Annotated in this window: 21 protein-coding genes; 2 read left to right on the top strand and 19 right to left on the bottom strand. The window is 36.5% G+C overall.

Annotated elements, in window-relative coordinates; translation table 11 throughout:
• The first annotated feature begins 34 nt into the window (after positions 1-34).
• A complete protein-coding gene (locus KDN24_RS00345; RefSeq protein WP_409970750.1) occupies positions 35-598 on the top strand; it encodes a helix-turn-helix domain-containing protein in 564 nt (187 codons plus the stop codon).
• Positions 595-1,848 carry an MFS transporter gene (locus KDN24_RS00340; RefSeq protein ID WP_409970751.1) on the top strand — a complete coding sequence of 418 codons (1,254 nt, stop codon included), beginning with the start codon at positions 595-597 and terminating at the stop codon, positions 1,846-1,848. The genes KDN24_RS00345 and KDN24_RS00340 overlap by 4 nt, the downstream gene beginning before the upstream one ends.
• 72 nt (positions 1,849-1,920) lie before the next feature.
• Here KDN24_RS00340 and spoVT read toward each other — a convergent pair whose 3' ends face one another.
• The 19 genes from spoVT to metG all read right to left on the bottom strand — a co-directional run bounded on the left by spoVT (position 1,921) and on the right by metG (position 22,145).
• Positions 1,921-2,457, bottom strand: a complete 537-nt coding sequence (gene spoVT / locus KDN24_RS00335; protein WP_409970752.1) for a stage V sporulation protein T — start codon at positions 2,455-2,457, stop codon at positions 1,921-1,923.
• Positions 2,458-2,678: 221 nt separating this feature from the next.
• Positions 2,679-6,209 carry a transcription-repair coupling factor gene (gene mfd / locus KDN24_RS00330; RefSeq protein WP_409970753.1) on the bottom strand — a complete coding sequence of 1,177 codons (3,531 nt, stop codon included), beginning with the start codon at positions 6,207-6,209 and terminating at the stop codon, positions 2,679-2,681.
• Between the two features lie 296 nt (positions 6,210-6,505).
• Positions 6,506-6,736: an anti-sigma-F factor Fin gene (gene fin / locus KDN24_RS00325; RefSeq protein WP_491348248.1), complete on the bottom strand. Its 231-nt coding sequence runs from the start codon at positions 6,734-6,736 to the stop codon at positions 6,506-6,508.
• Between the two features lie 113 nt (positions 6,737-6,849).
• A complete protein-coding gene (gene pth, locus KDN24_RS00320) occupies positions 6,850-7,410 on the bottom strand; it encodes an aminoacyl-tRNA hydrolase (RefSeq protein ID WP_409970755.1) in 561 nt (186 codons plus the stop codon).
• A 197-nt stretch (positions 7,411-7,607) separates the two neighbouring features.
• Positions 7,608-8,243, bottom strand: coding sequence for a 50S ribosomal protein L25/general stress protein Ctc (locus KDN24_RS00315; RefSeq protein ID WP_409970756.1), 636 nt, complete (start codon positions 8,241-8,243; stop codon positions 7,608-7,610).
• Positions 8,244-8,436: 193 nt separating this feature from the next.
• Positions 8,437-9,393: a ribose-phosphate diphosphokinase gene (locus KDN24_RS00310; RefSeq protein ID WP_409970757.1), complete on the bottom strand. Its 957-nt coding sequence runs from the start codon at positions 9,391-9,393 to the stop codon at positions 8,437-8,439.
• Between the two features lie 17 nt (positions 9,394-9,410).
• A complete protein-coding gene (gene glmU, locus KDN24_RS00305; RefSeq protein ID WP_409970758.1) occupies positions 9,411-10,784 on the bottom strand; it encodes a bifunctional UDP-N-acetylglucosamine diphosphorylase/glucosamine-1-phosphate N-acetyltransferase GlmU in 1,374 nt (457 codons plus the stop codon).
• Positions 10,785-11,034: 250 nt separating this feature from the next.
• A complete protein-coding gene (spoVG, locus tag KDN24_RS00300) occupies positions 11,035-11,325 on the bottom strand; it encodes a septation regulator SpoVG (RefSeq protein WP_409970759.1) in 291 nt (96 codons plus the stop codon).
• A 247-nt stretch (positions 11,326-11,572) separates the two neighbouring features.
• Positions 11,573-11,950, bottom strand: coding sequence for a RidA family protein (locus KDN24_RS00295; protein WP_409970760.1), 378 nt, complete (start codon positions 11,948-11,950; stop codon positions 11,573-11,575).
• A gap of 24 nt (positions 11,951-11,974) precedes the next feature.
• Positions 11,975-12,805, bottom strand: a complete 831-nt coding sequence (purR, locus tag KDN24_RS00290; protein WP_409970761.1) for a pur operon repressor — start codon at positions 12,803-12,805, stop codon at positions 11,975-11,977.
• 60 nt (positions 12,806-12,865) lie between these two features.
• Entirely contained in the window at positions 12,866-13,735 is an 870-nt protein-coding gene (gene ispE, locus KDN24_RS00285; RefSeq protein ID WP_409970762.1) for a 4-(cytidine 5'-diphospho)-2-C-methyl-D-erythritol kinase, read from the bottom strand.
• A 303-nt stretch (positions 13,736-14,038) separates the two neighbouring features.
• Positions 14,039-14,212, bottom strand: coding sequence for a small, acid-soluble spore protein, alpha/beta type (locus tag KDN24_RS00280; RefSeq protein WP_409970783.1), 174 nt, complete (start codon positions 14,210-14,212; stop codon positions 14,039-14,041).
• A 154-nt stretch (positions 14,213-14,366) separates the two neighbouring features.
• Positions 14,367-14,630, bottom strand: a complete 264-nt coding sequence (gene veg / locus KDN24_RS00275; protein ID WP_409970763.1) for a biofilm formation stimulator Veg — start codon at positions 14,628-14,630, stop codon at positions 14,367-14,369.
• Positions 14,631-14,915: 285 nt separating this feature from the next.
• Complete coding sequence (yabG, locus tag KDN24_RS00270; RefSeq protein ID WP_525931279.1) at positions 14,916-15,785, bottom strand: sporulation peptidase YabG; 870 nt, start codon at positions 15,783-15,785, stop codon at positions 14,916-14,918.
• Between the two features lie 172 nt (positions 15,786-15,957).
• Positions 15,958-16,836, bottom strand: coding sequence for a 16S rRNA (adenine(1518)-N(6)/adenine(1519)-N(6))-dimethyltransferase RsmA (rsmA, locus tag KDN24_RS00265; RefSeq protein WP_409970765.1), 879 nt, complete (start codon positions 16,834-16,836; stop codon positions 15,958-15,960).
• The gene (gene rnmV / locus KDN24_RS00260; RefSeq protein WP_491348247.1) at positions 16,829-17,389 is read right to left on the bottom strand and encodes a ribonuclease M5; all 561 of its coding nucleotides are present in this window, start codon (positions 17,387-17,389) and stop codon (positions 16,829-16,831) included. The genes rsmA and rnmV overlap by 8 nt, the downstream gene beginning before the upstream one ends.
• A gap of 212 nt (positions 17,390-17,601) precedes the next feature.
• Complete coding sequence (locus KDN24_RS00255) at positions 17,602-18,786, bottom strand: ubiquitin-like domain-containing protein (RefSeq protein WP_409970784.1); 1,185 nt, start codon at positions 18,784-18,786, stop codon at positions 17,602-17,604.
• Positions 18,787-19,046: 260 nt separating this feature from the next.
• On the bottom strand, positions 19,047-19,814 hold the full coding sequence (locus tag KDN24_RS00250) for a TatD family hydrolase (RefSeq protein WP_409970766.1): 768 nt from the start codon (positions 19,812-19,814) through the stop codon (positions 19,047-19,049).
• A 375-nt stretch (positions 19,815-20,189) separates the two neighbouring features.
• Entirely contained in the window at positions 20,190-22,145 is a 1,956-nt protein-coding gene (gene metG / locus KDN24_RS00245; protein WP_409970767.1) for a methionine--tRNA ligase, read from the bottom strand.
• Positions 22,146-22,688 lie beyond the last annotated feature (543 nt).

The following is a 22,688-nucleotide window of genomic DNA, read 5'->3' as shown; positions in this document are numbered from 1 at the left end:
TTTGTACGTATAAATAAATTGGTGATGAAATTCTATGAATGATGTTTACTATATCCAAGACTTAGAACAGTTAAAAGTCTTTAGTGATCCTTTTCGAGTTAAAATATTATGGGAAATGGATATCACTCCAAAAACCGGGAAAATGTTAGCTGATCAATTTAATATCCCCCCTTCTAAAATGCGCTATCATTTAACAGAGCTTGAGCGTGTTGGTTTAATCGTGCTTGTAAAAACAGAATTAAAAAACGGCATCCAACAAAAATTTTTTCAACCTATTGCTAAAACGATTTCACTTGAGAAAATTTCAAGAGTATTGAATGGCGTTGATCGTGTTATGTTCGAAGACACTTTGAAAGAAAGTGCTTACAACTCTTTATCAACAACGATCGAACATTTTCAAAACTTAAATAAAATAAGCAATCACATTATTCAAGTGACTAGTGACATTTATGTAAGTGAAGAAAATTATCATATCTTGCGAAATAAAATTAAAAGCATTTATGAATTTATGAAAGAGAATCAATGTGATGAAAATAATGAAGTGGCAAAATATATTCATTTAAGCCTAACATTTTTGCCATTGGAGGATAATACATGAAGGAACTTTTAATAAATAATAAACCTTATCGACTTTTACTATTTTCAACAATCACTGCAAGATTTGGAAATAGTATTACAGCTGTACTTTTGATGTACATCATCGCAACAACGACAAATCAGCCTCTTTATGTTAGTTTCGTATTATTTGCCCAGCTTGTGCCAATGGTCATCATTGGGTTATTCTCCGGAACAATTGCTGATCGCTTCCCAAGACATTCCATTATGATATTTAGCGAATGGTTTCAAATTCTAACGGTTGTTGCCATCATATTTGCTTTGAATCATCCTGTTCTTCTTATATGTTTAATTTTCCTACAAGGTGTCGGTGCTTCATTTTATCAACCTGCTAGATCAGCCTTTGTGTCAGAAATTGTTGATCGTGAATTGCTTGCTAAAGCAATTGGATACTCACAAAGCATTTATCAGGCAATGGCTATTATCGGACCCTCTATTGCAGGATTATTGCTTTTATTTTTGCAGCCTACTCAAATTCTACTTATTAATATTTTTACATTTTTGGCATCGACAGCATTTATTTATTTCGCTGCGAAACATGCAAATATTAAAAAACGTACGAAGTCAGTTACTTCTTCAGGGGAATCAATTATCCAATCAATAAAAATCGGTGTTAACGAAACTTTCCAAATCGCACCACTTCGCTTTTTGCTGTTATTAATCGTGATGGTGATGTTTTGTGCAGGAATTTTTAATGCGAATTCTGAAGTGATTCTTCTTCAAGAATTCAAAATATCTAGTTATCATTACGGATTAATTAGTGCTGCAATGGGAGTAGGAGGAATCATTGGCTCGTTAACTGGTCCGTCCATCATTAAACGTGTTAAGCCAAGTTTATTCTTTATTTTTGCAACAGGATCATTAGGATTGTGGATGATTGTTATTTTGCCAATCTATTTATATGGCGAAGCGTTTAGCTTGCTTTTCCTATATAGCTGGGTATTAATTATTGGTCTATTTAATGCATTTTTAAATATCCCAGTAAGCTCATTATTTTTAACTGTTACTCCGAATGCAATTAGAGGGCGTGCTGTGTCAATATTACAAATGCTTTCCAATTTAGGGGTAATTATAGGTATTTTACTTGGAGGATTATTATCAACTTATTTCGGTGCTATCTCGATTACAGCAATCGCTGGAATTGTTACGATCATAACTGCATTTTCCTCAACACTCATGAAAGGCTTTAAAACTTTATTGGGAGTAAAAAAATCCAAAGCCTTGAGTAACTAAAATAAACGAACCATATAAAAGAGGGTGTGTAAAATCTCAATTTTACACACCCTCTTTTCCTTATGCTTGTCCCTATGATTCCATTTGCCTTGCAAGGAAGCCTGCAGCAGTTTCAACTGCTTTTTGCTCAACTGCTCCGAGTGTACCTTCTTTTGCATAAATAATGACGGATCCAATCGGGTCACCATTCGCGATAATTGGTCCGATTGTATAAGCAGAGGCAGCTTCTGTAATTCCGTCAACAAGTGAAATTTCACTTTGCTCATTCATGAGGACAGAATTACGGTCTTCCATCGTTTTTTCAACTAACTCACTTATATTCTTGTTCAAATAGTCCTTCTTAGAAATGCCTGCTACTGCGATAAAGGTATCCCTGTCGCAGATTAAGACCGGATTCCCTAAACTGTCAAACAATGCCTCTCCATACTCTTTGGCAAAATCGCTAAGCTCATTAATCGGAGAATATTTCTTTAAAATAACTTCTCCATCACGATCCACAAAAATTTCTAATGGATCCCCTTCACGAATACGTAAAGTTCTACGGATTTCCTTCGGGATGACGACACGACCTAAATCATCGATTCGACGAACTATACCAGTTGCTTTCATCCAATGTTGCCTCACTTTCATCTGATGATTATAAGATATATTCTTACTTATTTTAGCAATGCCCTTAACTTTTGCTGGGATAAATTGAAAGCACCGCCATGTTTAAACTTAGTATCTTTCATATGGAAAGTAATATACACGTTCAATAGTTTTTTGTCATTAGTGAAATTTTTACCACGTTTGGATAAATAAACTAACCTTTACAATACAGTTCTAATTTTTTAAGGCTGGCTTTGTTCTTCCTTTTTTGATTCATACAGTCCGAGAACGATCTCAAGAGCTATCTTTAGCCATTCTCTTGGTTCGATTCCTTTAATATGAAGAACGGTCTTTAGTTTTTTGCCATCCATCCCAAGGCCAACCATTCTTCCGTATTTACTTGTAATTTGGAATATTTTCTGACCATCTATATGTGAGCTTGCCTCTTCACTTAAAAGCATTAACACTTCATTTTTCGTCTGTTTAATCGTCTCTATTCCGATAAGTTCGCCATGAACCTTTATTTCTGACATTTGGAATAAATAAGCGATCTGCTCTGGATAGTCCCCGAAGCGATCGAGCATTTCTTCTTTTAATTCTTCGACATCCTCAATAGATGCTGCACCTCTAAACCGTTTATACATTTCAATTTTTTGATGACCATCAGAAATGTATGCATCAGGAATATATGCGTCAACCTCGAGATCCAATTCCATCTGCTGTTTAGCGGCCTCATGTATATTCCCTTTTCGATCCTCAATTGCTTCTTTTAACATTTGCGAATATAAATCAAAGCCAACCGAATCAATAAAGCCATGCTGTTCCGCACCTAATAAATTTCCTGCTCCTCGAATCGTTAAATCACGCATTGCAATTTTAAAGCCTGATCCAAGCTCAGTAAATTCTTTAATGGCTTGAAGTCGCTTTTCGGCAACTTCCGTCAATACTTTATCTTTTCGATACGTGAAATAAGCGTAAGCAATTCGATTTGACCGTCCGACCCTGCCTCGCAGTTGATAAAGCTGTGAAAGTCCCATTCGATCCGCATCATGCACAATCAATGTATTCACGTTAGGGATGTCAACACCAGTCTCAATAATCGTTGTACTAACAAGTACATCAAATTCTCCAGCAAGGAAGCCTAACATAACAGCCTCTAATTCATTTTCAGACATTTGCCCATGAGCATAGGTTACCCTAGCATCTGGAACAAGCATCGAAATTTCCTCTGCTTTTCGTTCAATATCTTCGACTCTGTTATATAGAAAATATACTTGCCCATCTCTTGCAAGCTCTCTCTCAATGGCCTCACGAACAATCCCACCATTATACTCCATCACATAGGTTTGAATAGGAAAACGATTTTCGGGAGGTGTCTCAATGACAGATAAATCTCGTACACCAAGCATAGACATGTGAAGTGTTCTCGGTATCGGTGTAGCCGTGAGAGTCAACACATCCACATTTGTTTTCAGTTGTTTAATTTTTTCTTTATGCGTTACACCGAATCGCTGCTCCTCATCAACAATAAGCAAGCCTAAATCACGGTAAGATACATCTTTTGATAAAATTCGATGGGTCCCAACAACTACATCAATCGTTCCTGTCTTTAACCCTTTAATTGTTTCTGTTTGTTGTTTTCTCGTTCTAAAACGACTTAATAAACCAATTTCAATAGGGAAATCTTGAAAACGCTCACGCATTGTTTCATAGTGCTGTTGGGCAAGAATCGTAGTCGGAACGAGAATGGCAACCTGCTTTCCATCAGCAATCGCTTTAAAGGCTGCACGAATAGCGACCTCTGTTTTTCCATAACCAACATCACCACAAAGCAAACGATCCATTGGACGCTCTCTTTCCATATCCTTTTTAATTTCATGAATGGAACGAATTTGATCGTCTGTTTCTTGATAGGCAAATGATGCTTCAAAGTCGCGCTGCATTTCGCCATCTGGGCTAAATGCATACCCTTTCATCGCTTCTCTCTCTGCATAAAGCTTAATTAAATCATCGGCAATGTCTTGAACGGATGATTCAACTTTTTTCTTTACTCTCTTCCAGTCGTTTCCACCAAGCTTATAAATTTTGGGTTCTTTCGCTTCAGAGCCAACATACTTTTGTACAAGTTCAATTTGCTCAACAGGGACATATAACTTGTCATTTCCTTGATAGCGAATATGAAGATAGTCCTTGTGGACACCATTAATTTCAAGCGTCTCAATCCCTAAATATTTCCCAATACCGTGGTTAATATGAACAACATAATCACCAACTTTAAGCTCTGAATAGCTTTTAATACGTTCGGCATTCGATAGCTTTTGGCGATGAGTCTTTCTTTTTGTCTTTTTATTAAAAAGCTCTTCTTCCGTTATAACAGCTATTTTTAAACTAGGAAGTTCAAAACCTGTGTGCAAATTCCCCTCAGCTATTTGATTTTTTCCGATAAGAAGAGACTGTTCTTCGCTAATAAATGTTGCTTCGATTTCATAGTCTTCTAAAACTCGCATTAATTTCTTAACTCTTTCTTCATCTGGTCCTAAAAAAACAACAGAATAGTTCCCTTTTTTCCAACGTTCAAGTTCACCTTTGAGCACATTCATTTGCCCATGGAAATTCTGCATTTGTTTGCAGGAAATGTTTAAAATATTTTCTGGATTCGTATTTGGAACATGTCTTAAAAATAATGACAAATAAATAACAGGCTGCTTTCTTCTTTGCAAAAACTCCCGTAAATGATGAGAGATTTTCACATCATGAATGATTTGTCCCTCACCTAATAAATTAGTATACCATTCGGCTTCTTCCTTTTCGAGAGAATCATTCATTTCCTGAACTCTGCTAATCTCGTCGATAAAAATGAGTCCATTATGAGGAAGATAGTCTACTAAACTATTTCCTCCCTTATAGGCGAAGGAAAGGTATTTGAATAGTTGGTCAGGCTTATTGCCCATTTTTAGTTGCTCAAGCTCATAGCCAATATTTTGAGCTAATTGAGCTTTTGCTTTCTCATCTTTCAGCTTTTTCAAGCTATGCCCTAAACCGATTTCAACATTTTCAATAATTGTATGAAAATGTTCAATATCTAAAGGATACTCTGTGGCTGGTCCGATTGTAACCTCCAATAATTTTGCCTTTGAACGTTGATCATCCATTGAAAAGGTACGAATCGAATCTACTTCTGTATCAAATAACTCTATCCGGATCGGATCCTGCTCAGTTAACGGATATATATCAATAATTCCGCCTCTCACACTAAATTCTCCTGGAGACGAAACCATACCTACACGCGAATAGCCCATCCGAACAAAGTTCATTAATTGCTCTTCAAGAAATTCATCCCCTACTTTTAAGGTTAATTGGCAATTTCTCCATAAAGATGATGGGGGAAGGATTTTTCTCAAACCAGACATTGGAGCAACAATAATTCCATTTTGATTCTTACTCCAATAGTTTAATACGTCAATACGTTGAGCTTTGAGTTCCGGACTGGCAATACTAATCTCTGCCGCAATCAATTCATTTGCCGCATATAAAAGCACTTCACTTTCTCCTAGCAATTGAACAAAATCATCATAAAGCTTTTGTGCTTGAAGAAGATTATGCGTAACGACAAGCAATGGCCTACGTGTTTGCTCATAAACAGCCGCAAGGAACATTGTGCGTGCTGAACCTGATAATCCTGATATGAGCTGTTCCTTAAGCCCTTCATTAATACCAGCTAAAAGAGAGCGAAAATCATCCTGCTGGCTTATTTTCTGTTTAAGTCCTAACATCACTAACCTCCTCTCTAGAAAAGCGCAAGCGCCTTGCTCAGCGACGTACGAACTGGACTGACCCCGACGAGATAAAGGAAACACGACGAGTGTAGCGAGTCGATGTTGACTTATCGTAGGAGGGGGAGGGAAGTTCGCTAGGCGCTAGGCGCTGGAGCTAGACAGTTCTCTAACTTCAAAAATTTTATACCTCTTATCTCTCTAGAAAAGCGCTAGAACTAGATAGTTGTCTAGCTTCAAAGTTGAAAATTTGTTATTTCAACAGAAAAATGCTTTGGATTGTCGTCCAAAGCCTGTTATTGAATCAAAAAGTCATGCTGATGATACTCAGGATTACGCTGAAGCAGCTCATGACAGTCCTCACATATTGCTTTAACTTGAAGATTACCAGTTTGATCATATGATATCATTTCCATGCGCTCTTCGTCATTTAACGTATGAAAGCCAAGACTTTCTGAATACATATCCTTGCTCTCAATTTTCCCTATTTCTATTCCACAATGACGGCAAATATATTGTATTGCCATTTATATAACGCCCCCCATCATCGTTCCCATTCGAATAACAATAGTATGAACATGAGGGGATAAAATTATTCAGTTTAACTTATCTTTATGAAAAAGCAAATAAGATATGTAGGTTACTGATTATATTCATTCATTATTTGTAAAAATGGTTTCAAAACCCATTCCTCACATGCAGCCGCACACTTTGGAATTACCTCACTCATCGCTTCTTGCTCTTCCTTAGAAAAACGTCCTAATACATAATCAGGAACCTTCATTCCACTTGGTGGACGATCAATGCCTACTCTAATTCTGTTAAACTCCTGTGTACCAAGATGAGCAATTGTAGACTTAATGCCATTATGTCCACCTGCACTGCCTTTTTGCCGCAGTCTAATTTTACCGACAGGCAGATCTAAATCATCGTAAATGACAACAAGTTCGTCATCATTGATTTCGAAATAGTCCATCATGGCACGAATGGACTCACCAGATAAATTCATATATGTTAATGGCTTTAACAAAAAAACCTTTTCCCCATGAATATGGCCAACCCCATACACTCCCTGAAACTTTGCCAGATTAAGAGGGATGTTTAATCGTTCCGAAAGTGCATCGATCACTTCAAAACCAATATTATGTCTTGTTTTTTCATATTGCTTACCAGGATTCCCTAGTCCAACAACTAACTTCATTTTCTCACCGCTTTCGGAACTAATACTTTCTTATCTATTTCCTCTGCCAAATTAACATTTCCTTTTAACAGCGGTTACTTATTCAGAAAAACTTGGCATTCGCCAAGTCCTCTCAGCGAATGCCTTAGCTTTTTCTTATGCAATTTAAAATAAGGGACTGACTAAGCCAGACCCTTCATGTTTATTTATAGAGGAAATTATTCCTCACTTGATTGTGTTTCTCTTCCTTCTTCATTCTCTGGTGTGCCTTCATTTTGCTTTTCCCCACTATCAATTTCTACCTCTTGTTTAGGTGGAAGGATCGAGGCAATCACTTCTTCTTGCTCATGATTAATAACAATTTCATGACTTGTTTTCAAATCCGCAATCGAAATCGTTTCATTAACTAGAAGATTTGATATGTCTACATCAATAGATTGTGGAATGAGATCTGGCTTGGCAGTTACAGAAACCTCATGTACCGACTGCTGCATAACACCGCCGTCCTTCACTCCTTGAGCGTCACCTACTAGAACGAGGCGTACATTTGCGGTAATATCCTGTGACATATCAACAGCAAGTAAGTCCGCATGAATAATCTCGTTTTTCAACGGATTTGCCTGATAGTCACTCAAAACAACATTGTGCTTAACACCGTCTAAATCTAAAGAGATAACTCCATTTCTACCAACCTTTTTGATGAGCTGTGTAAAATCCTTCTCACTAAAATAAATTGGCTTACTTTCTAGTTTTGCTCCATAGAAGACTGCTGGAATATTTCCTTCTTGGCGAATACGCGTTAAAGTAGATCCTCGAAATTCTTTTCTTTCCTTTGCTTGTAATACTGTTGTCATAAGTAGGTCCCCTTTCCTTATTACATTAATTACAGACTCTATATAAAAATGCCCTAAATGGGGGGAGTCTAAACCTTCTAACAATATCAACTATATCATTAAAATGAAAAGAATGACAGAAACGCCAACTGTATGTTTTGGACAAACTACAAATAGCGGTTTAAGCATGGTGCCTAAACCGCATATTACATGATTAATCAAATAATTTACTTACTGACTGATGCTCGTGAACACGAATAATCGCTTCCGCAATTAATGGAGCAACTGATAATTGAACAATTTTTCCAGTTTTCTTTTCTTCTGGAAGTGCAATTGAATTCGTTACAACTAATTCTTTTATGGAAGAGTTTTGGATTCTCTCAATAGCTGGCCCCGATAGAACTGGGTGTGTACAACATGCATACACTTCAGATGCACCATGTTCAACGAGTGCATTGGCTGCAAGGGTAATCGTTCCAGCAGTATCAATGATATCGTCAATTAATATTGCAACCATTCCATCAATATTACCAACAATATTCATGACTTCTGCTACATTCGGTCTTGGACGACGTTTGTCAATAATTGCAATTGGAGCCTTCAAGCGCTCTGCCATTCTACGAGCACGAGTTACACCGCCATGATCTGGAGAAACAATAACAATATCTTTATTCATTGCCTTACTTTTAAAGTAGTCTGATAAAATAGGTACACCCATTAAATGGTCAATCGGTATATCAAAAAATCCTTGGATTTGTGGTGCATGCAGGTCAAGTGTTATCACACGAGTAGCTCCTGCTGTTTCAAGTAAGTTTGCTACTAATTTTGCTGTAATTGGCTCACGTGATCTTGCCTTCCGATCTTGGCGTGCATAGCCATAATAAGGCATCACAATATTAATTGTTTTTGCAGAAGCACGTTTTAACGCATCAATCATAATTAACAGTTCCATTAAATGTTCATTTACTGGAGAACTTGTAGATTGAATGACATATACGTCACAACCACGAATACTTTCTTCAATATTTATTTGAATTTCTCCATCACTAAAATGCTGAACTGTACACTTTCCTAATTCTACACCAATTACCTTTGCAATTTCCCTAGCTAAATCAAGGTTTGAATTCAGACTAAAAACCTTTAAATTCGGATCTAAATATTGATTTGACATGTTATCCTCCAATTGCTTTATTTCTTTAAGTTTAATTTTGCTACGTAGTTTTCTTTGTTCACTTGACGGGCTCTAGCAATTGATAACGCTTCCCCAGGAACATCTTCAGTAATCGTTGAGCCTGCTGCAACATATGCATTTTTCCCAATTGTTACAGGGGCTACAAGATTTGAATTACAGCCTACAAAAACACCATCTTCAATTTTTGTTAGAAATTTGTTTTTGCCGTCATAATTTACTGTTATTGTACCACAGCCAATGTTCACATCACGACCGACTTCCGCATCACCGATATAACTAAGGTGGGAAGCTTTACTTCCTTCTCCAAAGACAGATTTTTTCACTTCAACAAAATTACCAATTTTAACATGATCATGAATATCTGATTTCGGACGAATATGAGCAAATGGACCAATTTGTACACTTGAGCCAATTTGACTATCAAATACAGCTGATTGTCGAATAATTGTGTTTTCACCAATCATGCAATCTTCAATTTGACTATACGGGCCGATATGGCAATTCGCACCAATAGATGTAGGTCCTGAAAGAGTAGTTCCTGGGTGCAATGTCGTATCTTGACCAATTATCACATCTGGGCCAATGTATGTGTTTATTGGGTCAATAATGGTAACCCCGTTGCGCATATGCTGTTCGTTTATTCGTTTCTTCATAATTCGTTCAGCCTCTGACAAGGCCACTCGATCATTTATACCGAGCGTTTCCTCAAATTCATCAGCTTGATAGGCGGTTACTATTTCTCCATCTTTTTTCAAAATTTCAATAACATCTGGTAAATAGTACTCTCCTTGAACATTATCATTTGTTACTCGATTTAAGACTTCGAACAGCTTCTTATTATCGAAACAATACGTTCCAGAGTTGATTTCTTGAATCTTCCGCTCCTCATCTGTTGCATCTTTATGCTCGACGATTTTTTCAACATGATTGTTTTCATTTCGAACAACACGACCATAGCCTGTTGGATCATCTGCCATGACAGTTAAGATTGTAGCTTTTGCAGCAGAGGCCTCATGATGTTTTAAAAGGGCTTCCATTGTTTCATGACGAATGAGCGGTGTATCACCGCAAACAACAATCGTAACACCTTCTCTCCCATTAAGAATTTCCTTCGCTTGCATAACAGCATGAGCAGTTCCTAGCTGCTCTTCCTGAAGAGCATACAAAGTTTTTTCTCCAAGCTGAGCCTGAACTTGTTCTGCACCGTGACCAATTATTGTCACAATTTTTTCTATGCTAAGCAATGAAACTTGATCAACTACATGCTGAACCATCGGCTTTCCGCACACAGGATGTAGGACTTTATAAAGCTTAGACTTCATTCTTGTCCCTTGGCCCGCAGCTAAAATGACTGCATAACGATTATCCATTAAACGGCCTCCATTACCTTTTTATCCATTAAAAATATATCTTAAAAATCAGCTCATTTCAAGGAATCCAAAAAAACTACATTATTTTGTTATTATATTAAAAATATGTTTATTACGATTATTCATTTCTGTGAAGAAAATAAGGAAGAGGAACAAAAGAGGAATGAGCCAAACTTAACGCTAAACGAAGCATTACTGGAATTAAAAAAGAGCCTTACTTTTGAAGTAGGCCCTAGTTGCTTTTATTTTTTTAAGAAGCTCCAGCTTCTTCAAATTCAACTTCTAATTCACCTAACCGGTGGTACTCATTTAATACAGCTTCTTGAATTTTCCCCCGCGTTCCTGAATTAATAGGGTGAGCAATATCTCTGAATTCCCCATCAGGAGTGCGTTTGCTAGGCATTGCAACAAATAATCCATTATTTCCATCAATAACGCGTATATCATGAACAACAAATTCATGATCTAATGTAATCGATGCAATTGCCCTCATTCGACCATCTGTATTAACACGGCGTAGTCTTACGTCAGTTACTTCCATCCTGTTCACCACCTTTGCTAGAAGATGCATACCTAAATTAATAGATTCAACATCATTTTAATTTCTCCTTCTTTAATTGGAAATTTTTTTAGAATTATTTGGTTATAAAATAAGACCATATGATTACTCACTAATTCATTATGACTATATAAACACTATTATATACGCCTTTAGATACATAGATGCTTAATAATGTTAGTTATAAATAAAAACAAAAAAACCCGCCTAATGACGAGTTTTTTTCCAATTATAATTGAACAAGTGCGATAACTTCAATTTCTACTAATACATCTTTCGGTAGCCGAGCCACTTCTACACAGGATCGTGCTGGCTTATGAGTGTGGAAATATTCCCCATACACTTCATTAATTGCTGCGAATTCATCCATATTTTTAATAAATACAGTTGCCTTAACAACCGTTTCTAAAGAAGCACCTGCCTCTTTTAGTACAGCTTGAAGATTTTTGAATACTTGATGGGTTTGTGCCTGTACATCTCCCTCAACAATTACTCCTTCAGCTGTTAATGGAATTTGGCCTGAGCTATAAAACATATTATTTACAGTGATCCCTTGAGAATAAGGACCGATCGCAGCTGGAGCTTCATTTGTTTGTATGATTTTCATTGAATTTCCCCCCTAAAAAAATTATCAATTTTTTTTCATTATGTTAAAGTAATTTCCTTCACTAACTTTAATTTGTTTTGTTTTCACATCTACGTCAGAAAGACGAACAAGAGATAAATATTCATCGACAAGGCGTTCATCAGCCTTTTCAGCCTCGACTAAAACAGCAATTCCGGCTACATAAGCTTTAAATTCCTCTAGCATACTGACCATCCCATTAATGGTTCCACCGGCTTTCATAAAGTCATCAACGATCAAAACTTTAGAGCCTTCTGCTAAGCTTCTCTTCGAAAGCAGCATCGTCTGAATTCTTTTAGTCGATCCTGAAACATAGTTAATACTAACAGTTGAGCCCTCTGTCACCTTGCTATCTTTCCTTACAATGACGACTGGTACATTTAAATAGCTTGCTACAGCATAAGCTAAAGGAATCCCCTTTGTCTCAACAGTCATGACAACATCGATTTCAGCATCAACAAAGGCGGAGGCAAATAATCTTCCTACACGTCTTACAATAGCAGGATCGCCTAAAATATCAGTCATAAATAAATAACCGCCTGGCAATAGCCGTTCAGGATTAGCGATAAGGCTGCAAAGTTCCGTAATAACAGGCCTTGCTTCAACTTCCGTTACTTTAACATGAAACTTAACACCGCCTGCCGCTCCTGCAACCGATTGCAATGTACCAATATCCCTTTGCTCAAAAGTCTCTTTAATAATAGCTAAATCTTCACTTATTGAAGATTTAGCCGCTCCATACCTTTCTGAAAAAAAGGTTAATGAGACTAATTGACGAGGATGTTCTAGTAAATAATTCGTCATATCTATTAATCGTTCACTTCGACGAAACTTCATTTATAGGACCCCCAAATAAATCCGAAAATTCTATCGATAATATACCATTATTATCCGGATCTAATCAAGCTTATGTCTTTCACCAATTAATCTCACGGCAAAAACTTGATCACAAAATCCTCTTAACCCATTATAAATTCTTTGCATTCTTGAATCATGGTGAACTAATCCAAAAACAGTTGGTCCACTGCCACTCATTAAGACAGCGTCTGCACCAAAACGTTTCATTTGCTCCTTTATTTGAGCAACTTCAGGATGCATTTGAAACGTAACTTCTTCTAATACATTCCCGACATGACTACATACGCTTTTGTAATCTCCACATTCAATTGCTTCTATCATTGCTTCTGTGTTCGGATGCTTCACTGTATTTACGTTCAATCTACGATACACATCAGAAGTCGAAACTCCAATAAACGGCTTAGCTAATATGACCCAGCAAGTTGGTGCTGCAGGAAGCTTTGTGATAATTTCTCCTCTTCCTGTTGCAAGCGCCGTCCCCCCGTATACACAGAATGAAACATCTGATCCAATCTCCGCTCCTATTTCAGCTAATTCATCAATCGTCAGCCCTAGACCCCATAATTTATTTAATCCTCGTAAAACAGCCGCCGCATCACTGCTTCCCCCTGCCAAACCTGCAGCAACAGGGATAATCTTTTCGATCGTCATCGATACACCCTTTTGAACATTAAACCGCTCTTTTAAAAGCTGTGCTGCTTGGTAAGCTAAATTACGCTGATCATCAGGTACGAACCGGTTTAGAGATGTTATTTTAATTGCATTCTGTTCTAATAAAGTTAATTCGAGGCGGTCTGCCAAATCAATCGTCGTCATAATCATTTCAACCTCATGATAGCCATCCTCACGTTTATGTAAAACATCTAAGGATAAATTGATTTTAGCCGGTGCCTTTACTAAAAGTCTCAACATGTCCACCTACTTTAGTTAATTCAAACGTCTCCATTTTTTGTCCTATTTTACCACAAAAGAGCATAAGTAAGACCTTTTGAACTAAACTTTCTCGGCAAAAATTTAAAAATGGAAGGTACTTATTTCTATAACTACGAGCTAAATAAAGCCAAGCAGCTCTTACTTCAATAAAAAAATGCCAGAGCCTTAAGCTCTGGCATACCGCAGTGTTCCATTTAGTTGTAGATAATTGACCATCCCTAATACATAAGTGCAGTAGCGTATATTATCACGTTCACCTGAATAAAGTGAAAAGGTGGATCATTTATTCAGAAAACTTTGCTGTGCAATTTCAACTGCCCGCTTTACCATATTGCCAGCGTCTCGAGCTTTAATTCCACCCCAGCCTTCTTTTTGAACAACATCGTAAAATCCAAGCTCTTTCGCAAGTTCTTCTTTAAAGCCTTCTGACATAACGCCTTTTCTTCTGCCTATGCTCAACATCTCCTTCTACACCGCGATGTTCATAGTATGAGGCATTCCTTATAGAATCATGCGATTAAAGAAAGGCAGAAAAACGAAATGATCTCATTAAAAGTGAAAAGGTGACAAACCTTTGTTCATCACCTCTTAAACCTAAATATTATAGTTAATTTAAAGCAATTTGCCCTGTTGTTTCTTCATAGAATGTAATTTGAACCGTTTCTGTTAAAACATCTGCATAGCTGTAAGATACACGTTCAAACGCATTTTCTTCCTGATCGAGTTCAATGACAAAAATGGAAGGATACGTTTCCGCTAAAACACCCGAACGCTCAATAGTTTTCCTGCGTCCACCATTCGCCTTGAGTAAAAGTCTTTTCCCAAGGTTTGAATCAAGAGCTTTTTTAATATCTTTTAATGTTTTTCCCATTCGGTCCACCTCACTATGTTAAGTATATCACGTTGACACACTGAAGTCAAACAAAATAATAAATTATAACAGGAATTAAAAAAGGTTGTCAATATATTTTCATCCACAATTTCTTCTATTTTTCTACATTTTTAGGATAACCTTATTTAACAGGATTATGTATGATATTAGAAACAACTTGATTCATCATTAATAAAAGTAATCTTTCTTCGATCAGCTTTACGAAATATCCTGTTTAAAAGCTTAAATAGAAAAATAAACCGTTAGTCATGATAACGGTTCATTTTATGATTCATTATTTTGTTCGTTATTATAGGGCATTCCCGTTCTCAATACCCCTTTCGTTTCAATTCCGCCTAATCCTTTCTCTCCTGTTAACGTATTTCTTAAAACATCCCACACATTAATCCGTTCCATAAATGGAGTAAAACTAATCTTCGCAACTATATAAACTGGATCAAGTGCATGAATATTTACTCTATAAGGTGAACTAGCAAAGTTAGCTCCTGCCTGAATAATGGATTCAAAATGTGACTGACATGCACCTGCAAAGATAACTAGTTGATCTAAATGAGGGACTTTTTTTCTTGCTTCTTTTACTGTTTGAACAAAGTGCTTGGAATGTCTGTATGCATTAATATCTGTCTTTTTTCCTTTCGCTTTCGAGTATGAGTCGTGCCCTGTAATAACTAAAATATCAGGTCTGTAGTAATCGAGTAGCTGCCCCATTTTAAGGGGCATTTCCTTCTCAAGACAATGAATGCCTGTTACAGGTACGCCTATTTTTTCATATAGAAGTAAGCATTTTTCTAAATAGGTTGGATCTCCATCAATATGCAAAACCCTGCCTGGTATTTGAAAATAATTATACTTTTTACTATATCCATCTGTTACTTCATACTCTTGCCTTTGTTTCAAGAGATCAACATCTTGGCGAAATAATTTTAAAGACTGCTCCTCAAGTGAATGAAATTTTCTCTCCATCTTTTCTCTTGCAAGTGTACTCATAGTAATTAAATCTTCAATAGGTGCATCAGCAACTAGTCGAATATCCTCTCCATATAAAATGGCAATTTTTCGTCCATTCTGTTCCCGGATATCAATGACCCTGAAGATAATATCACAATTGTATGAGGCTCTCCCCACAATATCCATAACACGAATACTCACTGCCGTCACTCCAATTTACTCCAAATAATGAGCTCCTTAATTCAAATAATAATTCTCTCCTAAATTATGCATTCGTCTAAACAATTGTGAATAGAAAAGCTGAGGCGGCTTGTTTAGGGGCGGCGTATATAAAATAAAAAGACCCGCTGACAGGTCTTTAAGAAAAATTAGTTATTAAACAATCACTCAAACGTGCAAATTCTGCAATAGATAAAGTTTCCCCTCTTCTACTTGGGTCAATAACTGCTTCATTTAGGGCAGAAAGAATTTCATCTTTCTTTTGTTTCCCATTAGGTAATTGATTCGTCAAATTATTGAGGATGGTTTTTCGTCTTTGAGCAAAGCTGGCTTTAATCACTTGAAAAAAGAAGCTTTCGTCTTTTACAGCTACTGCTGGTTCTTTTCTTTTTGTTAAGCGAATAACAGCTGAGTCTACATTTGGCTGTGGAACGAAAACCGTTTTAGGTACAATCATGACCGTTTCAGCTTCTGTATAGTATTGTATAGCAATTGACAACGAGCCATAGTCCTTCGTTCCAGGACGTGCAGAAATTCGATCAGCTACCTCCTTTTGCAGCATACAAACGATTCCTCTTATTGGCAATTGTTCCTCTAGAAGCTTCATAATGATTGGAGTGGTCACATAATACGGGAGATTGGCTACAACCATAATATCTTTAATATTAGTTAACTTATCTTCAATCGCCTGTCTTACATCAGCTTTTAAAACATCATGATGAATAATTGTCGTGTTTGGATACGGTGCCATGGTTTCTTGTAATATAGGCAGTAATCGTTGATCGATTTCAAACGCTATGACTTTTTTACTTCTTCTCGCAAGCTGTTCTGTTAATGCACCAATTCCAGGTCCAATTTCAATCGCCGCTGATTCCTCCGTTAATTCAGCAAAGTCAACAATTCTTCTTAAAATATTCGTATCAATTAAAAAGTTTTGACCGAGACTTTTCTTGAAGGAAAAACCATATTTTTCGAGAATCGCACGAGTTCTTACAGGTGTTGCAATATCTTTATTCATTTTCTTCCTCCTGACGTATAGCTAGGATGGCTTTAGCAAATTCTTCTTTGCTAATTTGAAACATCATTAATCTCTTATGAAGCTGCTTACCATTAGTAAACCCAATTTTAAGTAATTTACCTAGCTTTTCTCGCCGTTCACGTGCTCCTTTTCCACCAATTAGATTGGCCAAAATGAGATCATCCTGTGTTATTTCTTCAACGACGTCTTCGTGCATGACATGGGCATTGCTTAAAGCTTGGCGAATCACTTCAGGAGAAGCGTGTTCAACACCAACTCCCTTCCCATGCTTTTCAAGTGCGTCAACCTTTTCGATAAAAGCATGTTTACAACCAGACACATGCTCTTTAATCGTATTACGGATCTTCTGTCCAGGATAATCCGGATCTGTTAAAACGATGACCCCTCTTATTTTTTGGGCAAGTTTAATTTTTTCTATCGTTTCTTGGTTTATTGCAGAGCCATTTGTCTCAATTGTATCCGCATCTAATGCTCTTTTTATCGCTGTCGTGTCGTCCTTCCCTTCAACAACGATGATTTCTTTTATTTTCATACTTTCTCCCTCGGAAAAGCTCTCCATTGTATTAAAGTAGAAAAACTTGGCGTTGCTTTCCTGTTTGCTAAAATATTTGATAAAAACTTGAAACATTTTTGTAATGTAAAACGTCTATATATACGAAGTAAGAAATAATAATTTTAATTATATAATAAATCGACAAAAGAAAAAAATGCAGAGGATTTTAAATGCCCCTGCATCACGAGAAATTAATTTAAGATTTTAATTTTAACTGTTTTACGACCCCAGCGATAAGCTTCTGCCTTAGTCGCGAAAAAGACGTCAATTTTATTTCCTTTAATAGATGAACCTGTATCTGCGGCTACAGCGTATCCATATCCTTCAACGTACACCTTTGTTCCTAACGGAATGACACTTGGGTCTACAGCGATAATCTTCACATTCGGATTTGAACGTAAATTGATTCCTGTTGCCGTACTACCTGAACAACCATTACAGAAAGCTGTATAAGCGGTTGAATTAACATAGAGTTCTTGGCCACCTTGACTGCTTCCACGGGAAACAACTTGGACAGGAGCTACCTTTGTTCCAACAGCTACAACCTTATCTTGTTTATCTTTAGCCTTTTTCTCACTAATTAATGTTCTAGAGACTTCTTTGCCATTTTCTAGAACAACTTCATATTCTTTCGTTAATAAGCCTTCCTGGCCTTGATTAACGACTTTTTCTTTGCCTTTGGCTAAATTTGAGTCCTTTTTTGTTATAACTGCAAATTTAATTGGTTCTTCCACTACATCGGTGACTTTTTCAACGCGGATGACCTTTATGACGTCATTAGCTTTGACTGTCTCTTCAGCTTTCGGTTCTAAACGATCTAATTCATTTAGTTTGATGCCTTGATTTTCTAAAAAGTCAGCGACCGTAGTCGAAGTTGACCAAACTTGTTCCTCTTTCCCGCCATCAGAAAGAGTAACTGCGAAAGCTGTATTTACTTCAATTTGGATATTATTTGTTATTTCTTCGTTGAGATTTGGCTTGACTTTATCATGAGCAGTTATCGTAATTTCCTGTTCCTTCAAAAGCTCTTCTACTGTTTTGGATATGGTCCAAATCGTTTTCTTCTCGTTGTCTTTCACAATATGAACCTGTTTTGCCGGTTCCCAAACAATACTTAGATTGTTTTTAACCTTTGTGTCTACCGAAGGAAACACGTAATCTTCTGAGCGTAAAGAAATATCTAAATCATCAAATATATCTTGAATGGTTGCTGCATGTGTTTTTATGACTTTTTCTTGGCCGTCTAATGTAATGGCTACTGTTTTCTTCGTCGTTTCAAAGATTATGAAGCTTGTAGCTGCTGCAAAAACTATGAAACTAGCAAGGAAAATAGCCAATTTCTTTTTACTCAAAGACTTGGAAAACAGGTTTTTCATGTTTTGAAATACGATGAAAAACGCCTCCTTTTCTCTCGGAGTGATTATATAGACTATCTTGCCGCCTGTCAACTCTTTCTCTTTTTTCGAGTAAAAATCATCGCCTCCTTCAACATATTCCCTATTATGCAAAAACTTCAAGAGAAAGGAAAGAGAGACTTATCGACATGTCTATCCTATGAAAGAAAGAAGAATTGTAGAACTTTTGAGAAATTGAAACAATTTGGACACGCTTTCCAATATTACGACAAAATTCTTTATCAGTTTATGCCGAATAATTTTTTTGCATTTTCTGTTGTTACGCTTGCTACCTCTTCAATAGAAATTTGCTTAATCTCCGCAATTTGCTCAGCGACTAACTTAACATAACTTGGTTCATTTCTTTTACCGCGATATGGATGAGGAGCCAAATATGGGCAATCTGTCTCAATTAACAACTTGTCCAACGGAATAGCTGCTGCGACTTCCTTTGGCTTCCTGGCATTTTTAAACGTAACTGGTCCCCCTAAGGATATATAGAAATTCATCTCTACACACTCTTTAGCTATTTCAGGGCTTCCACTGAAGCAATGCATAATCCCCCCGACCTCATTTGCTCCTTCTTCCCTTAATATTTCAACGATATCAGCTGTCGCGTCGCGATTATGAATGATAATTGGCAGTTTTACCTTTTTAGCTAATTGGATTTGTCTACGAAAGACTTGCTTTTGAATATCTTTCGGAGATTTGTCCCAATAATAATCCAATCCCATTTCCCCTAGTGCAACGACTTTTGGATGGCCCGCCAGCTCTTCAATCCAAACAATGTCCTCATCCTTCATATCAATCGCATCAACTGGATGCCAACCTACACTCGCATATATAAACTCAAATTGTTCTGCTAACTCCATTGCTTTTTTTATGGTTGGACGATCAAAACCAACAACAACAATTCGTGATATTCCTTCTACAAGAGCTCTGTCAATTACTTCTTGTAAATCCTCTTGATATTGGTCCGCATTTAGATGTGCATGTGTGTCGAAATACATTCTAAAAAACTCCTTTTTACATATATTATTTCTTCGTTACAATTCTAACTATTAAATGACAGTTATTACTATAAATTTTGAATTTAGATTATTTCATCATTTACATCTACATTATTTAAGTTTTAACAAATTATGATGGACTTAAAACTTGCTTAAAATAGTATTTCAAACAAACAATAATTATTTTGAAATAATAATACTGTTGTTTTTTCTGATTTTTTATAAAAAGAACCTTATTAAATCAATCTTATGCTTAAAATTATTATTTTAAAAATACTATTTTATAAAAGAAAAACATAGAAATGCACGGCAGCAGATGTTACACGTGAAACATTTCTATGTGTATTAAAATTTTTTGCTAAATGAAATTCTTCTTTATTTAACTTTTGATCCTAATGGAAGCGACTCTGCAATCGTTGCTAATGAAAGTGACCCATCCATGCTTCCTGCCAAAATCATTCCTTGAGAAAGTTCACCACGAAGCTTAACTGGTTTTAAATTTGCCACACAAATAACTCTTCTTCCAATTAAATCTTCTGGCTTATAAAATTGAGCAATGCCAGAAATAACTTGTCGTTTTTCATAACCGAGATCTAATTGTAGCTTTAGAAGCTTATCTGCCTTTTTCACAGGCTCTGCATGAATGACTTCTGCTACACGCAGATCTACCTTCATAAAGTCGTCAATCGTGATTTCTTCCTGCTCCTGTTTTCCCACTGTTTTCTGCTCTTCTTTTTGTGGCGCTGACCCTTGCATTTTTGTTTTAATAAATTCAACCTCTTCTTTAAGCTCAAGGCGAGGAAAAATTGGATCGCCCTTTGAAATTTTTGTACCTGCAGGGATTAAACCAAATTCAGCAAGGCTTTCCCATGACGTTAGCTCATCTGTATTCACATTTAACTGAGCAAAAATATCTTTCGGTGCTTTTGTTAAGAAAGGCTGTAAAAGAATAGCGATTCTCCGTAAAGATTCTGCAAGATGAGCCATCACATTTCCGAGCTCCGCTAATTTCGCTTCATCTTTCGCTAATGCCCATGGCTGTGTTTCATCAATATATTTATTTGTTTTGCTCACTAATTGCCAAATAGATGTTAAAGCAACAGAGAACTCCATCTTTTCCATTGCTTCTTCATATTTTGATACGGTTTCCTTATTTACTTCAAGCAGCTGCTGCTCGAATTGGCCAGCTGAGCCTTGATAGGTTGGAATAACCCCATCGAAATATTTATCAACCATCGCTAATGTTCTATTTAATAAGTTCCCTAAGTCATTTGCGAGATCGAAATTAATTCTTTCTACAAACCCTTCAGGTGTAAACACACCATCTGAACCGAATGGAACCTCACGCAATAAATAATAACGCAATGCGTCTAATCCATAACGGTCAATTAATGTAACAGGATCTACAACATTTCCTTTGGACTTAGACATTTTTCCATCTTTCATCAATAGCCAGCCATGAGCGAATACCTTTTTAGGAAGCGGTAACTTTAAAGCCATTAACATAATAGGCCAATAAATAGTATGGAAACGAACAATTTCCTTTCCAACTAAATGAACATCTGCCGGCCAATAATTTTCGTATTTCGATTCATCATCAGTTCCATAGCCTAGAGCAGTAATATAGTTCGTTAACGCATCTATCCAAACATAAATAACATGTTTTGGATTCCCAGGCACCTTAATTCCCCAGTCAAACGTCGTTCTTGAAACAGCAAGATCTTCAAGACCAGGTTTAATAAAGTTATTAATCATTTCATTTTTTCTAGATTCAGGCTGAATGAATGAAGGATTTTCTTCGTAATATTGCAGCAGTCTATCTGCATAATTGCTTACTTTAAAGAAATAAGACTCTTCCTTTACTTTGTTTACTGGTCTTCCGCAATCTGGGCAATTTCCGTTTTCCAGCTGACGCTCTGTAAAATACGATTCACAAGGCGTACAATACCAGCCTTCATATTCTCCAAGATAAATATCACCCTGCTCCAATAATTGGGCAAAGATTTTTTGAACAACTTTCTTATGTCTTTCTTCTGTTGTCCGAATAAAATCATCATAAGAAATATCGAGTTTTTTCCATAGTTCTTGAATTCCTGAGACGATCTCATCGACATAAGCTTGTGGAGTTATCCCCTTTTCCTGCGCTTTTTCTTGAATTTTTTGCCCATGCTCGTCTGTTCCGGTCAAATACATAACATCGTATCCACGCAACCGTTTATAACGGGCCATCGCATCACCTGCAACTGTCGTATATGCATGTCCAATATGTAAGTTTCCGCTAGGATAGTAAATGGGTGTTGTTAAATAAAATGTTTTTGCTTTTTCTTCCACAAAAAATTCCTCCTCTAAACTTTCCTACTAGATAAAAAATCCCGACCAATGATGGACGAGAATAGCTGTGGTATCTCACCATTATAACATTGTCATATCCGAACGTTAATGCGCAAAATTTCAGGTGCTACACTCGTCATCTTTTCCTCATCTACCATCAAAATATACCTAAAAAACTGGATTTGTGCAACAAAATGCATATTAGACAGAACTGTGACCACTAAATAAAATTATGAACCTTCACACTTGTTTCTCGCATATGAATTTTGTCGACGTTTTTTATATAAGTCATGTAGAATTTTGTCGAAAAACGCTTTGATCTATTATCTATTTTTTGTTAATAAACACTATTTTTTTACATGTATATTATAGGAAAATTGTATAAACCCTTATATAATAGGCTTTTAAGGAAAGTAAAAAATTTCTATTTAAATTAAAAATATGCAATTGACTTATTTGGGAAAGGCTGGTATTATGTAATTACTAAGGAAATTGTCGAATATTGACGAAATAAAACAAATAGAAAACTATTTTTTAAGATTT

This window comes from Cytobacillus sp. Bva_UNVM-123, assembly GCF_046351715.2.
Taxonomy (GTDB): domain Bacteria; phylum Bacillota; class Bacilli; order Bacillales; family Cytobacillaceae; genus Cytobacillus.
This window is presented reverse-complemented; position numbering and strand designations above follow the sequence as displayed.